This is a genomic window from Serratia inhibens (assembly GCF_003591175.1).
GTDB lineage: Bacteria > Pseudomonadota > Gammaproteobacteria > Enterobacterales > Enterobacteriaceae > Serratia > Serratia inhibens.
In genome coordinates, this window is the sequence record NZ_QYYG01000003.1 from 21,179 (window position 1) to 34,635 (window position 13,457).

12 protein-coding genes are annotated in these 13,457 nt (G+C 56.6%); 2 read left to right on the plus strand and 10 right to left on the minus strand.

Annotated features, from left to right (window positions below):
* Window positions 1-103: 103 nt before the first annotated feature.
* From D4100_RS12875 to pvcA, 3 genes are all read right to left on the minus strand, one after another.
* On the minus strand, window positions 104-1,363 hold the full coding sequence (locus D4100_RS12875; protein WP_119804518.1) for a glycosyltransferase: 1,260 nt from the start codon (window positions 1,361-1,363) through the stop codon (window positions 104-106).
* Window positions 1,364-1,387: 24 nt separating this feature from the next.
* A complete protein-coding gene (locus D4100_RS12880; RefSeq protein WP_006317544.1) occupies window positions 1,388-2,251 on the minus strand; it encodes a TauD/TfdA dioxygenase family protein in 864 nt (287 codons plus the stop codon).
* Between the two features lie 90 nt (window positions 2,252-2,341).
* Window positions 2,342-3,307 (minus strand): L-tyrosine isonitrile synthase, encoded by a 966-nt coding sequence (pvcA, locus tag D4100_RS12885; RefSeq protein ID WP_006317543.1) that lies wholly within the window; start codon window positions 3,305-3,307, stop codon window positions 2,342-2,344.
* A 212-nt stretch (window positions 3,308-3,519) separates the two neighbouring features.
* On the opposite strand from pvcA, the gene D4100_RS12890 reads away from it, so the two are divergent.
* Window positions 3,520-4,428 carry a LysR family transcriptional regulator gene (locus D4100_RS12890; RefSeq protein ID WP_276330837.1) on the plus strand — a complete coding sequence of 303 codons (909 nt, stop codon included), beginning with the start codon at window positions 3,520-3,522 and terminating at the stop codon, window positions 4,426-4,428.
* Window positions 4,429-4,733: 305 nt separating this feature from the next.
* Here D4100_RS12890 and ispH read toward each other — a convergent pair whose 3' ends face one another.
* The 5 genes from ispH to ribF are packed head-to-tail and all read right to left on the minus strand — an operon-like array spanning window position 4,734 to window position 10,450.
* Complete coding sequence (ispH, locus tag D4100_RS12895; protein WP_006317540.1) at window positions 4,734-5,687, minus strand: 4-hydroxy-3-methylbut-2-enyl diphosphate reductase; 954 nt, start codon at window positions 5,685-5,687, stop codon at window positions 4,734-4,736.
* A complete protein-coding gene (gene fkpB / locus D4100_RS12900; RefSeq protein WP_006317539.1) occupies window positions 5,668-6,138 on the minus strand; it encodes an FKBP-type peptidyl-prolyl cis-trans isomerase in 471 nt (156 codons plus the stop codon). Before fkpB ends, ispH begins: the two co-directional genes overlap by 20 nt.
* Before the next feature lies 1 nt (window position 6,139).
* Window positions 6,140-6,649 (minus strand): signal peptidase II, encoded by a 510-nt coding sequence (gene lspA / locus D4100_RS12905; protein ID WP_006317538.1) that lies wholly within the window; start codon window positions 6,647-6,649, stop codon window positions 6,140-6,142.
* A gap of 13 nt (window positions 6,650-6,662) precedes the next feature.
* Complete coding sequence (gene ileS, locus D4100_RS12910; protein ID WP_119804520.1) at window positions 6,663-9,479, minus strand: isoleucine--tRNA ligase; 2,817 nt, start codon at window positions 9,477-9,479, stop codon at window positions 6,663-6,665.
* A gap of 32 nt (window positions 9,480-9,511) precedes the next feature.
* Window positions 9,512-10,450, minus strand: coding sequence for a bifunctional riboflavin kinase/FAD synthetase (gene ribF, locus D4100_RS12915; RefSeq protein WP_006317536.1), 939 nt, complete (start codon window positions 10,448-10,450; stop codon window positions 9,512-9,514).
* Between the two features lie 390 nt (window positions 10,451-10,840).
* On the opposite strand from ribF, the gene rpsT reads away from it, so the two are divergent.
* The gene (gene rpsT, locus D4100_RS12930) at window positions 10,841-11,104 is read left to right on the plus strand and encodes a 30S ribosomal protein S20 (protein ID WP_006317535.1); all 264 of its coding nucleotides are present in this window, start codon (window positions 10,841-10,843) and stop codon (window positions 11,102-11,104) included.
* 68 nt (window positions 11,105-11,172) lie between these two features.
* On the opposite strand, the gene nhaR is transcribed toward rpsT, so the two are convergent.
* Both nhaR and nhaA read right to left on the minus strand, forming a co-directional pair.
* Window positions 11,173-12,072, minus strand: a complete 900-nt coding sequence (gene nhaR, locus D4100_RS12935; RefSeq protein WP_004950031.1) for a transcriptional activator NhaR — start codon at window positions 12,070-12,072, stop codon at window positions 11,173-11,175.
* A 194-nt stretch (window positions 12,073-12,266) separates the two neighbouring features.
* A complete protein-coding gene (gene nhaA / locus D4100_RS12940) occupies window positions 12,267-13,433 on the minus strand; it encodes a Na+/H+ antiporter NhaA (RefSeq protein WP_006317533.1) in 1,167 nt (388 codons plus the stop codon).
* Window positions 13,434-13,457 lie beyond the last annotated feature (24 nt).

Here is a 13,457-nt window from a genome sequence, read left to right on the forward strand (position 1 = left end):
TAAAACCCATTTTTCAAATGTACATAATCATGCAAATTTGATGAGAAAAACCTGCATAAAAAAGGCGCCGCAGAGGGCGCCCAAAGGAACTCGATTACGGCTTTCAGCCGGTTAAGGCTGCCACCTCTTCGGCAATCGCCGCCAATGCATCATGGCGGGCATAGTCGGCCTGTACCAGCGCCGCGCGCTGCCGATAAACCGGCTGCGACAGGATCTGCTGCACGGCCTGCCGCAGTTGCGCCTCATCCGGTTCGCTGGTGTGCAGGTTAATGCCGCAGCCCGCAGCCACCACCCGAGAAGCCGCCTCGAGCTTATCCTCACCGGTACCGGCGACAATCAAGGGCACGCCATGATCCAGCGCGTAGTTGATCGAGCCATAACCGCCATTGGTGATCAACAGCGCCGCCTGCGGCAGCCAGTGCTCGAAAGAGATAAACTGCCGTACTCTGGCGTTGTCCGGCAGTTGCGCCGGCACTCCGTCAACCGAGCGGCCACCGGTAGTCGCCAGCACCCGCACCGGTAACCCGGCCAATGCTTTTAGCGTCGGAACAATCAACTGGCGCAGATCGACATTCGCCAACGTCCCCTGCGTCACGATAACCAGCGGCCGAGGATCCGCTTCATCCCACTCGCACCCGCCTTGCCGTGCCGCCACGGCACCGCGCAACGGGCCGATAAATCGCACACCTGCGGGCAGATCCTCGCGCGGATACTCCAGCGCCGTGGTTGCCAGTTGCAAAAAGCGATCGCAGCCGCCTATCAACGCATCCGTGAACGGCTGTTGCAACGGCCCGCCACCGGATTGCACCATCGCGGCATTGAAACTCTGCTGTACCTCATCGATCAACACGCGAGTGGCTTCGTCCACCAGCTGTTCACGCGGCAGTTCGAGCGGCAACAGCGCCGGGGGAATGCGCGGACCGTAGAAGATGGCATCGCGTGAAGAATACGACAACGGCGTCACGCCAATACCGATCACCGGCAGACGGTCAGTGGCCTGCAACAACGGCAATACCCCGTAAAAGCAATTTTCCACTATCAGCAGATCCGTCGCCTCGGCGGCTATCGCCGCCCTGAGTTGCCGGTCCAGCAACGGGATCGGCGCAGCGAAGAAATCTTTCAGCGCCAACGCCATCTGCGCATTGCCCGGCGGCAGCGCGGCGCGTTCGGGAAAATGCCGCTCCAGATAGCGATAGTCGAAATCCACCTGCGCATCGAAGGGTACAAACTGCGCACCCACCGCTTCGGCGCGTTCTCGGAACAGCGCACCGGTCATCACCCGCACCCGGTGGCCCTGCGCAATCAGGTAGCGGGCAATCCCCAGCATCGGGTAAACATGTCCTGGGGTGGCGACCGCTGCCATCAGTATCCTTGCCATAATGTTCCGTTATGCCTCTGCGTTGGCCGGCTTCAGCGCCAGGTTGGCGCACACCGGGTTGCTCTGAATATGCACGCGCTGCAGATGACGAGCGGAGCGGGCGGTGAAACCTTCACGTCCGTGCAGCAGCGAGAAGTTATCCGCCACCACCACATCGCCCTGCTGCCACTGGTGGGCGTAATAATGGCGGGGATCGTAGAGATGCTGCTGCAGAGTCTGATGGAAAGCCTCTTGCTCTTCTTGCGGCACGCCATGATATTCAAGCGCATGCTGGTTAAGGAACTTCTTGCCCTCCGTCGGCGGTTCGTTGTAGCGCATGATCAACCCGCTGCCGCTCGGATGCGTCACCACCAGCGGCGAACAGACCTCGCCGCCATAGTGAACCACTTGCTTGATTCGATAAGAAATGGACACCTTCAGCCACTGCGCCAGCAGCGACTCATCGGCATTGGCCAGTAGCCGCGTAGTATCGACAAAGGTGGTGCGGCCACCTTCATCCTGCGACGGTGCCGCCACGCAGTGGAATAACTGAAACTCCGGAATGGTCGGTTTGTACATGCCATCCCAGTGCAACGGGACGTAGCTGCTGTCGAAGATATGATCTTTGGCGTCCGGGTGCTCCTTCACGTCCAGCACCGCACCGAACGGCCACATCATGATCTCTCCCCAACCGCCGGCATAGCGGGCCAACACCTGAGGATCGGTAAAGCCGGAGTCGAAACCGCGCAGCACCAGCAGATGGTGCCTTTGCGCCAACGTCCGCAGCGCCGCTACCGGCAGTTCGCCGATCTGTTGCCCGGGGTGTTGCGGGGTCAGCACTGCGCCAAACGGGGTATTCAGTTCAATGCGGCAATTCAGTTGTTGATTATCCATCGGTGACTCTCCTTGAAGCGAATTTGCTGCTCACACGGCAACCGTGCCGTTAAAACACGCCCGCCAACATTGCGGGCGTAACCTGGCGAGTTACGCCACCTGAGGCGGTTCGATCAGGTAATGGCTTGGCGTGCCGCGGATCGCCACCAGCTCACCCGCCAATTGCTGAGCGTCTTTGCGCTTCATCAGCACGAACTGGCCGTTGACGTTTGCCGCCACACCGTGCCACGGCGTCAGCCAGTCGTCTTTGGTCGGCATCATATGGATGCCCATTTTCAGGCTGTCAGCGGGTTGCGGGTGGATCGACAGGCGTATCGCCGCCGGGAAATGTTGAGCCAGCAGGTTGCCCCAGGCCCAACTGCGCTGTATCACGCCGCAGGCGCGCTGTTTGGCGTCTTTCTGCAACGCTGCGTTGGAGCCGCTGTACCCCGGCAACTGGCTGTCTTCATACAGAAAACGGGTAATGGCGCGATACAGCTGCAGCCCCTGTTCGTCCTGCATCAGTTGCTGCTTGATGACCTCCTCAGGCTCGGCATAGCCGTCGACCAGCAGTTGACGCAGCAGGTCGTAGTCGTCGGTATGTTCCGCCAGCCCTTCGACGTCACCCAGGTTGAACACGCTCAGGTGCGTCGCCCCCACCTCGTGCAGCAGGTTTTCAATTTCGCGCTGATAATGGTTGATGGCATCGTCGCTGACGCGGATCAAATCGCCGAACACATGGCCATCGGAGCAGATCACGATATGCGCTCCCGGTGGGTAATAAAGCTGGATACGCTGACAGAGAGAATTGAGGAATATCAGCGATAGCCGTTCCGCCATATCGGGAACCGCGCCGATCACTTTATTGGTATTGGGCGATTTTGTCGGGAAGGCCGGCAGCACAAATTCGAGACGCTGATTGTTTGCAATGAATGCCCGAATACGCGGCAATTGCACCTGAGAAACAACTCGCTCCTCCTCAGTATTTGACGCTTCCAGGCCGGGAAAACGACGCCGATATTGTAATAGCTCATGCAAAATTTTTAATGACACGGTTTCAATATGGGCATTATCCACAATTAACTCCTGTTCAGATGTGGCGTAAGAAACTTATTCGCAAACGCAATAAGACTTATCAAAAAGAGGAATGACGCACCGGCAATAAGTCTCACCGTGACGTTTATCTGCTTCAGGAAATATAGAAGAGATAATGCTATATTATTAGCCCTTATAATTTGCAATCTTGGTTAAGTTGTACTTAACAAACTATGAGTAATATTCTAAAACGCATGGCTATTTTTTCTAAAGTTGTCGATTGCGGCGCGTTCAGCATGGCAGCCAAAGAATTAGGCATTACCACCTCAGCCGTCAGCCAGCATATCCGCCAGCTGGAAAACGAGCTGGGCATTCAATTACTTCTGCGCTCGACCCGTTCACTGAGCCTGACCGAGGCCGGTCTGTGTTTTTATGAGGATTGCGTGTTGATGATCCATGCCGCCGAGCGGGGTCAACAGCGTATTGCCGCACTGCGCGGCGAACTGGCCGGTGAACTGCGCGTCGCCACCTCCACGGAGTTCGCCACCCATTATCTGGTGCCGGCGTTGCAAAGTTTCCTGGATGAACACCCGCGCATCACGCTACGCCTGGAAATCCATGACGAAAAAATCGACCTGATAGGTCAGCGGATAGATTTGGCGATCCGCGGCGGTGTGCTGGCCGATTCCAGCTACGTCTCCACCCGCCTGGCGCGCTTTCGCGAAGTGTTGTGCGCCTCTCCAGCCTACCTAGCCGGCCACGGCGTTCCGGAGACGCCACAGGCGCTCACCCGCCATCAATGGGTCACTTTCACCCCTTTGGGAAACCCGCAATTTGTCAGGCTGATCCACGCGAACGGTGACGAACACCGGTTACGCATGACCGGGCGCTTATTTACCAACAACGGTATGGCGATGAAAGAATTGGCGCTGGCCGGCAAGGGGATTATCCGTAATTTCTTTGTCAATGTTGAACGTGAATTGCGCAGCGGTGATTTGGTGGAAGTGTTGCCTGAATGGCGATTGCCGGAGATTAATTGCTATGCGATTATGCCACGCCGGGACAGCCAACCATTAAAGGTTCGCCGTTTACTGGAGCATATGAAAATCCATTTAAAAGAGAAAGAGAAAGAGAAAAATTCCGTAGACCAGCTACGTACTTAATTAAATAAGAAGTATCTGTAACGCTAATTAATTTAGTTTTTTAACTTTTCAGCCGATTGCTGACCAGCACCAGCGCGTTTTTTAGATTGCAGCCTAATGATATCATCTTTAATAACTTTATTTCCGCCAATATAAGCGTTTATCCAAGAATAATTCAAATAGTCAGAACGAATATGGCTTTAAGTAACAGAAAATTTGAATCAACTTATCTCTATTTCCAAACTCTGCTATTTTCCCGCTGCTTATCCCCTAAATGCAAAACGGGGAGCTGATAGCTCCCCGTGGTAACACTTTTGCCAAAGGGCTTATTCGACCTGTCTGATATCAACACGCAGCTCTTTCGGCACTTCGAAGACGATATTCTCTTCACGGCCGCTGACTTCATGCACATCCACACCGCCCATCGCTCTCAGGCGGCTGATGACATCCTGAACCAGCACGTCCGGCGCCGAAGCCCCGGCGGTCACGCCGATGTTGCTGGCGTTTTTCAGCCAGGCTTCCTGAATATCCGCCGCGGAGTCGATCAGGTACGCCGGCTTGCCGACGCGCTGAGCCAACTCGGCCAGACGGTTGGAGTTGGAAGAGTTCTTCGACCCGACCACCAGCACCACATCCGCATCGCCGGCCAGGTTGCGCACCGCTTCCTGACGGTTAGTCGTGGCATAGCAGATATCGTCCTTGCGCGGCCCGATGATGCTCGGAAAACGCTGGCGCAAGGCATCGATCACTTCTGAGGTGTCATCCACCGACAGCGTGGTCTGCGTCATAAAGCACAGGTTGCTTTCGTTCTTCACCTGCAGCTTCCACACGTCTTCCGGCGACTCCACCAAATACATGCCGCCTTTCGGGTTGCTGTACTGGCCCATGGTGCCTTCCACTTCCGGATGGCCGGCATGGCCAATCAGGATCGCCTCGGTACCCCGGCGGCTGGCTCGCGCCACCTCCATATGCACCTTGGTCACCAGCGGGCAGGTCGCGTCAAACAACATGGTCAGATCACGGGCTTTGGCTTCTGCCCGCACCGCCTGGGAAACCCCGTGCGCCGAGAAGATCAGAATCGACCCGTCCGGCACTTCGGCAATCTCTTCGATGAACACCGCCCCACGCTCGCGCAGGCTGTCCACCACGTAGCGGTTATGTACCACTTCGTGACGCACGTAGATAGGCGCGCCGTAAATCTCCAGCGCGCGCTCAACGATACTGATCGCACGATCAACCCCGGCGCAAAAGCCCCGTGGGTTAGCCAGCAATATTTGCATGCGTCTCCTCCTGTTGCGGGTCAATCTCCAGCACTTCGATATCGAAGCTCACCGGATGGCCCGCCAACGGATGGTTGAAATCAACGGTAATCGAATCTTCCGCTACTTCACGCACCACACCCGGCATTTCGCTGCCGTCGATGGCGGTAAACAGCATGATGGTGCCTACGTCCGGTACCCCGGTTTCCGTGAAATCACGGCGTGAGAAAAACTGGACCAGATCCGGATTCTCTTCGCCGAACGCCGCTTCCGGCTGCAGGGTAAAGGCGCATTTGTCGCCCGCGCGCAGGCCGAGCAGCTGCTCTTCCAAGGGTGCCGACAAACTGCCGTCACCCAGGCGGAACAACGCCGGTTTACCGTTACCGCGGGTCGACTCTGCCGTTGAGCCGTCTTCCAGTTTCAGCGTGAAATGAACCAGTACGGCGCTGTCACCGTTAACCTGAGCCGTCATATTACTCACCTTTACTCTTTGCGCCTTTGCTCGCCGGCGACAGGAAACCTTCCAGCACAATCATCGCCGCCCCCACGCAGATAAAGCTATCCGCCAGGTTGAAGGTCGGGTAATGCCAGTTGCCCACATAGAAATCGATAAAATCGACCACGAAACCGTGCCAAAGACGATCAAACAGGTTGCCGAGCGCACCGCCGATGATAAAAGCATAGGCGATGTTGTTCAGCTTCTGTTGCGCCTGGCTGCGATACATCATCACCAGCAGCACCGCCACGATGGCAATGGCGATGCCGGCGAAGAACCAGCGCTGCCAGCCGCCGTGATCGGCGAGGAAGCTGAATGCGGCACCGTAGTTGCGCGCATAGAACAGATTGAACGACGGGATCAACGGCTGGGACTGGCCCAGCACGAAGTTACCGAGGATCCACTGCTTGCTGGCAAAATCCAGCACCAGCACCACTACCATCACCCATAGCCAACGCAGGCCGGTCGAACAGATTGGTTTACTCATCAGGCACTTGTTCTCAGGCGTAGTTACGCTTTTCGCCGTCGCCGGCTACGTTGATCACACAGCGGCCGCAGATGTCTGCGTGATCCGCCACCAGGCCGATGTCAGTAGTGTAATGCCAACAACGCGGGCATTTCTCGCCTTCTGCAGTGCTGAAGGCAATTTTCAGACCTTTCACCAGTTCCGATTCCTGCGCGTCCGCCGGTGCATCCACCAGAGGTGCAACCTGTGCCGCCGAGGTCAGCAGCACGAAGCGCAGCTCGTCTTGCAGGCTATTAAGGCGCTCGGCCAGCTCGCTGTCGGCATACAGCGTTACCGCCGCCTCCAGAGAACCGCCAAGGCGTTTATCGGCTCGCGCCTGCTCCAGAACCTTGTTCACTTCGCCACGCACTTTCAGCAGCTCGGCCCAGAAGGCATCGTTCATGCTCTCGCCTTCGGCCAGGCCGAACAAGCCGTCATACCACTCTTCAGTGAACACGTACTGCGCACGTTTACCCGGCAGGAAACCCCAGATTTCGTCAGCGGTGAACGACATGATCGGTGCCATCCAGCGCACCAGCGCTTCTGCGATGTGGAACAACGCGGTCTGGCAACTGCGGCGGGCGACGCTGTCGCTCTTCGCGGTGTACTGACGATCCTTGATGATGTCCAGGTAGAAGGAGCCCATCTCGACCGAACAGAACTGCATCAGACGCTGCACCACTTCATGGAAATCGTAGTTGGCGTAAGCCTGCTCGATATCCTGCTGCGCCGCCAGCGCACGGCCGACCGCCCAGCGATCCAGCACCACCATGTCTTCCGGTGCCACGCAGTCGGTGCTCGGCTCGAACCCGTTCAGGTTGGCCAGCAGGAAGCGCGCGGTGTTGCGGATACGGCGGTAAGAATCGGCGGAGCGCTTCAGAATTTCATCGGAAACCGCAATCTCGCCGGTGTAATCGGTCGAGGCCACCCACAGGCGCAGAATGTCGCCACCCAGCTTGTTCATCACGTCCTGCGGACTGACGGTGTTGCCGATCGACTTGGACATCTTGCGGCCTTGGCCGTCAACGGTGAAACCGTGAGTCAGCACTTCTTTATAAGGCGCCTTGCCCTTCATGGCGGTGGAGATCATCAGTGACGACATGAACCAGCCGCGATGCTGATCCGAACCTTCCAGATACATGTCGGCGCCGTGGCCGTTAAACTCAGGGCGTACGTCCACGACCGAAGAGTGGGTTGAACCTGAGTCGAACCACACGTCCAGGGTATCAGGTACTTTCACGTAGTCGGCAGCGTCGGCACCGAGGATATCGGCCGCGTCCAGATCCCACCAGGCCTGAATGCCGTCCTGCTCAACGCGCTTGGCGACTTCTTCCATCAGCTCTACGCTGCGCGGGTGCAGTTGCTCAGTGTCTTTGTGCACGAACAGCGACATCGGCACGCCCCAGGTACGCTGACGCGAAATGCACCAGTCCGGACGGTTCGCCACCATCATTTCAATGCGCGCCTGGCCCCATTCAGGGATCCACTGCACGCCCTTGATCTCTTCCAGCGACTGCTGACGCAGGCCTTTCTGATCCATGCTGATGAACCATTGCGGGGTAGCGCGGAAAATGATCGGCGTCTTGTGGCGCCAGCAGCATGGGTAGCTGTGAACCAGTTTCTCCACGTGCAGCAGCGCACCTTTCTCACGCAACAGTTCGACGATCAGATCATTGGCCTTGAACACGAACTTGCCATCCAGCAGCGGGTAGGTGCCGGTCAGGTAGCAGCCGTTCGGCCCCACCGGGTTGGCCACTTCCAGGCCGTATTTCTGGCCAATCACGAAGTCGTCCGGGCCGTGGCCAGGCGCGGTATGCACCGCACCGGTACCGGCGTCCAGCGTGACGTGTTCGCCGAGGATTGCCGGCACGTCGAAGCCCATGAACGGGTGTTCGAAGCGCAGCAGCTCCAGATCGGCACCTTTGCAGTTGCCCAACACGGTCCATTCGCTGATGCCGGCGCGTTTCATCACGCTCTCGACCAGTTCGGCCGCCAGGATCAGGCACTGACCTTCAACCTGCACCAGTTGATAAGCAAAATCAGGGTGCAGCGAGATAGCGCGGTTAGCCGGCAGCGTCCACGGCGTCGTGGTCCAGATCACCAGAGAAACCGGGCCGTTAAACTGGGTCACGCCAAATTTGGCCGCTACGGCAGCCGCGTCAACCGCGTGGAAAGCCACATCGATAGACGGCGAGGTTTTGTCGTAATACTCAACTTCCGCTTCCGCCAGCGAAGAGCCGCAGTCGGTACACCAATGCACCGGCTTCGCGCCTTTCAGCAGATGGCCGTTGCTGATGATTTTGCCCAGCGCGCGGATGATGTTGGCTTCGGTTTTGAAGTCCATGGTCAGGTACGGGTGATCCCAATCGCCCAGCACGCCCAGACGAATGAAGTCTTTCTTCTGACCTTCAACCTGCTCGGCGGCATACTCGCGGCATTTCTGACGGAATTCCGCCGGGGTAAGCTTCTCGCCCGGCTTGCCGTACAGCTGCTCTACTTTCAGTTCGATCGGCAGGCCATGGCAGTCCCAACCCGGAATATAAGGCGAGTCGAAACCGGACATCCCTTTAGACTTGATAATAATGTCTTTGAGAATCTTGTTAACCGAGTGACCAATGTGAATGCTGCCGTTCGCATACGGAGGGCCGTCATGCAGAATGAAGGATTTTTTGCCCTTTTTGGCAGTACGAATCATCCCGTACAGATCCTGCTCATACCAACGTTGCAGCATGCCAGGTTCACGCTTGGCGAGATCGCCGCGCATCGGGAACCCTGTTTCCGGCAAGTTCAGGGTATTCTTGTAGTCACTCATTAGATTCTCGGTTCCGTTTTCGGCTATAGAGATTAAACCGGTGTCTGTAGCCCGAAGAACTTTCGGGCCGTCACCACATCATTGGCGATTTGCTGCTTCAGCGCATCGAGCGAAGCAAAACGCTGTTCATTGCGCAATTTCGCGCGGAGCACCACGTCAATATGGCGCCCGTAAAGATCCATCGTGACATCCAGCAGGTGGACTTCCAGCTGCTGTCGCACGCCGGCAACGGTTGGGCGCGTGCCAATATTGGCCACGCCCGGGAGCGGTTCAGGGCCCAGGCCATAAACATCCACTGCGTAAACCCCTTTCACCGGCGCAACCAGGCGCTTCAGCGGCAGGTTGGCGGTCGGGAAGCCAATGGTGCGGCCCAGTTCATCGCCGTGCACCACCCGGCCAGAAATGCTGTACGGATGGCCCAGCAGCGTTTCTGCCTGCGCCAGGTCGTCATCGCGCAGCGCATTGCGAATGACCGTGCTGCTGATGCGTTGATCGCCTTCACGGAAGGTCGGCGTGCTGATCACCTCGAAGCCGTATTCTTCCCCGGCTTTCTGCAATAGCGGAAAATCGCCCTGGCGAGCTGCGCCAAAGCGAAAATCATCCCCGACCATCAGGAATTTTACGCCAAGCTTTTCCACCAGCAGTTCGGCGACGAACGCCTGGGCGGTGTTGGCGGCGAAACGCGGGTCAAACTTGACGCACAGCAGGTAATCAACCCCCGCCTGCGCCAGGTATTTGGCCTTGTCACGCAAACGCGTGAGGCGGGCCGGCGCCTTGTCCGCTGCAAACATTTCCAGCGGCTGCGGCTCAAAGATCATGACCATCACTGGCAGCCCGAGGCGCTGCCCTTCTTGTTTCAGCTGCTCCAGCAACGCCTGGTGACCGCGGTGTACGCCGTCAAAGTTGCCGATGGTGAGCACGCAACCATGGTGACGTGCCCGGATATTGTGAACGCCGCGAATTAGCTGCATAGCTGGCTCAAAACAGTGGAAATCGCCGGATTATACCTTGTACAGCGGTTAAGGTTAACCCGCGATTGGTGCCTTTATGTAATAGACATACCATACCGGAGATAATCGGCAGGTGAAACGCCCCGGCCGCAGTTTATCCGGCGCCATAAACGCGATTACCGACTACGGCCAATGGCTTGCGACCACGGCGACAAATCATTGGCGAATTTTCTCGCGAAAGACTGTATTCCCATGACCGAAGCTGGTAAAATCCTGCGCCATCACAACGTAGCAAGTGCCGCCCGTACAAACGGCGCTTATTTGCACAAATTCATTGACAAACGCAGGCCAAAAGGGCATATTCCTCGGCCTTCGAATTGTCCTCAATAGAATATATTTGGGAGTTGGACCTTGGCTAATATCAAATCAGCTAAGAAACGCGCCGTACAGTCTGAGAAACGCCGCAAGCATAACGCTAGTGGTCGTTCAATGATGCGTACCTACATCAAGAAAGTAGAAGCGGCAATCGTAGCTGGCGACAAAGAAGTAGCACAAAACGCATTCAACGTAATGCAACCAATCGTGGACCGCAAGGCTGCTAAAGGCCTGATCCACAAAAACAAAGCAGCACGCCATAAGTCAAACCTGTCGGCGCGCATCAACGCAATGCAATAAGCATCGTGTTGTCTGCTTGATAAAAAAAACCGGCTCAGGCCGGTTTTTTTACGTCCGCAATCCCCGGTCTAGTAAGCAAACAGCGCCGAGAAATCCTTGTTGCACACCCTTTGTACCGCCGGATGCTGGATCATTCGCTCGGCAAAGATGATGTAGTACTCTTCCTGTACGCTATCAATACGCCCAATCTCCACCACGTCATCATCGTTATAAGTGTCCTGCGCATACAGAGTCGGCGCAACGAAGATCGCGTTGTGGTACATGCCAAATGTCTTCATCAGTGCGGCATCATCAAACTCGCCCAGAATCTCCACCTGAATGCCCTGGGTGTTAAACCAGTTGAGCAGTTTACGCCCCAGCATCGAACGACGGCCGGGTATCAGCAGCTTGCGCTGCTCCAGACAGGCGGGAAACGGCAGATCCGGTGCCGGCTGGCGACAAAAGAAGCTAATGCCGCACTCACCCAGCTTGAGCGAAAATAACCCTTCCTGCTGGCTGGAATCCACCGGGCAGTCTGACAGGATCATATCCAGCTTGTGCTGGCTGAGCTGTTCCAACAGCATCTCATGCGTTGATTCAAAGCAACGCAGGTGAATTTGCTCGTTATCCACCACCACCGCCGTTTCCAGCACCTGGCTCACCAGGCGTTTGGAAAGCGCATCCGCTACACCCACGTCGAACAGCAGGTTAGATTCTTTGCGGTAATTGACGATATCCAGCATTTCCTGGCTGAGCATAAACATCTTGTCGGCGTAACGGAAAACCAGTTGCCCCAGCTCTGAAGGCACCAGCCCACGCCCCTGACGCTTGAACAGCTTGCCGTCCAAACGTTCTTCCAGCGCTTTGATCTGGCCAGTAATGGTCTGTGGCGTCAGAAACAACGCTTCGGCGGCGCCGACCACCGAACCTTCTTTGCAGACCTGCCAGAAGTAGTAAAGGTGATTAAAGTTGATATGCGACATCCTCACGAGGTGCTCTCCTTAACGTTTCGCATCGGCAAAAGGTCTGCCGTGATGAGCGATTAATATCCTTGCTTTGTTTCAGACAACCTGTTGCTGCATTCGTCCCAAACAGAATGGTCGAAGCTGAACATATTTTATACTGAACAGCTCCGACCAGCTATTGTAGTGTGTCCCCGTCAACAGGGGATCCCCTGAAGGAGTTATCTGACTCGCGGTAACGACAGGCGCAACAGACCGTATCCCACTACCGCCGCGGTGGTGGAACCAATCAGGATCCCAAGCCGCGAGTAGGTGCTTAATGCAACATCGGCATCGCCAAAGGCCAGCGAAGCGATGAAGATCGACATGGTGAAACCAATACCACAGAGCACGGAAACAGCAAACACCTGTTTGAAACCAATTCCTTCAGGCAGACGGGCGATACCCAGCTTCACCGCCAGCAGGCTAAAAGTGAAGATGCCCAAGGGCTTACCGATAAACAGGCCCGCTGCAATTCCCATTGGCAACAGCGAGGTCAGCCCGCTCAGCGACACGCCCTGCAATGAAACGCCGGCGTTGGCAAAAGCAAACAGCGGCAGTATCAGGAACGCCACCCAGGGGTGCAGTCCATGCTCCAGCGTCTCTGACGGCGACGGCCCCTTCTTCACATGCAGCGGTATCATAAAGCCGACGATCACCCCGGCCAACGTGGCATGCACCCCGGACTTCAGGATCGCCACCCACAACACCAGACCGACAAGCATATAGAGCGAGGTTTTCCCCACGCCGCGCCAGTTCATCAACGCCAGTGCGGCAATGGAAGCTGCCGCCACGCCCAGCGCCGCCATCGACACTTCATGGGTATAGAACAGCGCGATAATCACAATCACGCCCAGGTCGTCGATAATCGCCAACGCCAACAGGAACACCTTCAGGCTGGTGGGTACCCGGTTACCCAACAACGCCATGACCCCAAGGGCGAACGCAATGTCGGTAGCCGCCGGGATAGCCCAGCCCTGACGGGTGACCTCATCCGCGCCGTTGAACATCAAATAAATCAGCGCCGGCGCCAGCATACCGCCCAACGCGGCGATCGCCGGGAATACCGCCTTGTCACGCCCGGCCAACGAGCCTTCCATCAACTCGCGTTTAACTTCCAGCCCGACCACCAGGAAAAAGATCGCCATCAGGCCATCGTTAATCCACAACAGCAAGGGTTTGCCAATCTCCAGCGAGGAGATTTTCACCATGACGGGTAAATTGAGAAAAGCGTGATAAATCCCCTGAACCGGGGTATTGGCCATGATCAACGCGATAATCGCGGCCACAATCAGGATAATGCCGCCTGCGGCTTCCTGACGTAAAAACTGACGAATAATGTTGGTCACACTACGTCTCTCCACAGAATTGCG